Genomic DNA, 3042 nt, shown 5'->3' with positions numbered 1-3042 from the left:
GCGCGCTGGCGCCGTCCACCGGACGGCACCCGCCGCCCGCGAGCTCTACCGCACCCGCACCGTGCTCGCCGGCCTCGCGGTCAGCGCGCCCGCCGACCGGCTGCCCGCGCTGCGGGCGCTGCCGGGTGTCCGGGCCGTCCACCCGATCGTCGCCAAGCGGCGTGACAACGCCCACTCCGTCCCGCTGACCGGCGCCCCGCAGGTCTGGGCCGGCGACCAGGCGGCCGGCACCGGCCGGGGCATGCGGATCGGGATCATCGACAGCGGCATCGACTACACCCACGCCGACTTCGGCGGCCCCGGCACCGAGGAGGCGTTCCGCTCGGTCGAACGCGGAAAGCCCGCGCCGCCCGCGCTGTTCCCCAACGCCAAGGTGGTCGGCGGCAAGGACCTGGTCGGCGACGACTACGACCCGGACCCGGCCTCCCCGCACCACCAGCCGGTGCCGCACCCCGGCGACAACCCGATCGACTGCGTGCGCAACGGGCACGGCACCCACGTGGCCGGCACCGCGGCCGGGTACGGCGTCACCGCGGACGGCCACCCGTACACCGGTCCGTACGGGCCCGGGCTGGACCCGGCCGGCTTCCGGATCGGCCCCGGCACCGCCCCGGGCGCGCAGCTGTACGCGATCCGGGTGTTCGGCTGCGACGGCTCCACCGACCGGGTCACCGAGGCGCTCGACCTGGCCGCCGACCCGAACGGCGACGGCGACCTGAGCGACCGGCTGGACGTCGTCAACCTCTCGCTCGGCAGCCACTTCGGCAGCACCGACGACACCGACGCCCTGGCCGCCGACCGGCTCGCCGAGCTGGGCACCGTCGTGATCGCGGCGGCGGGCAACGACGGCGACGTGTACGGCATCGGCGGCAGCCCCGGCACCGCCGCCCGGGCGATCACCGTCGCCGCCTCGGTGCACGGCCACGCCGACGTGGACGGCATCACCGTGCTCGCCCCCGCCGCCCAGGCCGGGGTCGTCCCGGCGCACTGGAGCGAGCGCTACCAGGGCTGGTCCACCGCCGACGTCAGCGGCGAACTCGCCCTGCCCGTCGACCAGTCGGACGGCTGCACCGAGTTCGGCGAGGCCGACCGGCAGCGGCTGAAGGGGCGGATCGCGCTGCTCGCCTGGCACACCCGGGAAGCGGACCGGGCCTGCAACTCCGGCCCGCGCGCCGACCACGCCGCCGACGCGGGCGCGATCGGTGCGCTGTACGCCGCCGACTCCGACCATCTCGCCGAGATCTCCGGCGACGACCGGATCCCGGCCGTGCTGCTGGCCCGCGCCGACGGCGAGCGGCTGCGGCAGGCCGCGGCCGCCGGGCCGGTGACGGTCCGGCTCGCCGCTCCCGGCAACCCGCTGCACGGCTCCGTCGCCCAGGACCAGCCGGCCCGGGTCGACACCATGACCGACTTCAGCTCGCGCGGCATCGGCGTGCCGGGCGTGGTCAAGCCCGACCTGGCCGCCCCCGGCGAGGGCATCTGGTCCAGCCTGGTCGGCAGCGGTGCGGGCGGCCAGCGCGAGAGCGGCACCTCGATGGCCGCCCCGCACGTGGCCGGGCTCGCCGCGCTGGTCCGCGCCGCGCACCCGGACTGGCCGGTCGACCGGGTCAAGGCCGCGCTGATGAACACCACCGAGGACACCTTCCTCGGCGACGACCGCAGCGGGCCGGTCTACGGCCCCGAGCGCACCGGGGCCGGGCGGGTCCGGGTGGACCGGGCGGTCCGCACGCCCGCCGTCGCCTACGCGGCGGGGGAGGGCGCCGTGGAGGGCGGCGTCGGGGTCTCCTTCGGGCCGGTCGAGGTCGGCGGGCCGACGGCGGCGACCCGGGAGATCGAGGTGCGCAACACCTCGGGCGCGCCGCTCGCGTACCGCACCTCGTACGCGGCCGCCACCCGGCTGCCCGGCGCCTCCTATCAGGTGGCACCGGCCCGGGTGGACGTCCCGGCGGGCGGCACCGCGCGGGTACGGGTCACCCTGTCCGTGCCGGGGGAGCTGGGGCGCGCGCCCGACCCGACCATCGACACCGTGCAGGGCGGCCGGGCCCGCAGCTACCGGGGCGAGCTGTCCGGCCGGGTGCTGCTCACCCCGGTCGGGGACGACACGCTGCCGCAGCTGCGGATCCCGGTGCTGGCCGCCCCGCGCCCGACCGGCGACCTCACGGCGGCGGCCACCGTCCGCACCGCCCGGGACGGCACCCTGGTCACCCTCGGCGGCCGCGCCGCCCCCGGCGAACAGCCCGGGCTGGTCAGCGCCTTCGCCCTCGGCGGCGAGGGGGACCGCTGGCCCGACTGCCCGCCCGGCGGCAGCGGCACGGCGGTCGCGCCGGGCGCGGGACTGCGGCCGAAGGACGCCGGGAAGGAGCCGGACCCGGCGGAGGAGGTCTGCGTCGAGCACCCCGGCGAGCGGGCCGCCGACCTGCGCGCCGCCGGCGCCGCCGTCGACTCCGAACTGCTGTACGTGGGCGCGCAGTTGTGGGCGCCCGCGGCCACCCCGGTGGGGCTGTACGGGGTCCGGGTGGCGCTGGACACCGACGGGGACGGCAGCACCGACGTCATCCTCAAGGCCGACCGGCTGCGCGGCGGCGATGTCCTGGTCTCCCGCGCCCTGGACGCCCGCACCGGGGCCGAACTGGACGTCCAGCCGCTCAACGCCCACTGGGGCGACACCGACACCGGGCTGCTGGACAGCGACGTCCTGGTGCTGCCCGTCCGGCTGAGCGCCCTGCCCGGCGTCGCGCCCGGGCACAGCACCGTCCGCTACGGCGTCTGGACCGGCTACGCCGGGGGCGGGACACCGGACGTGGCCGAGGCGCTCTCCGCCGTCGGACTGAACGGCGGCAGCCCGTCCGTCCCGCTGGACGTCCTGCGGCCGGCACTCACCGCGCGGGCCGGCCTCACCGGGCCGCCCGCCGTGCTGGCCCCGGCGGGCCCGGGCGCCGTCCTGGACGTGCGGCGGGCGGCGGGCGACACCTCGCGGCTCCTGCTGCTGTACCACCGCAACCCGGCCGGGCGGCGGGCCCAGGTGGTCGACCTGCCCTGACC

The 3042-nt window shown here is 78.4% G+C and carries 1 protein-coding gene; it reads left to right on the top strand.

From position 1 onward, the window contains the following. Positions 1-3040: S8 family serine peptidase (locus ACFU6K_RS35385; protein ID WP_380670186.1), on the top strand; the 3040-nt coding region annotated here is incomplete at its 5' end. Positions 3041-3042: the final 2 nt, after the last annotated feature.

It is taken from the genome of Kitasatospora sp. NPDC057512, assembly GCF_042802135.1.
In the GTDB taxonomy this organism is placed as follows: Bacteria; Actinomycetota; Actinomycetes; order Streptomycetales; family Streptomycetaceae; genus Kitasatospora.
The sequence above is the reverse complement of the archived record's forward strand: the minus strand, read 5'-3'. Positions and strand labels throughout refer to the sequence as shown.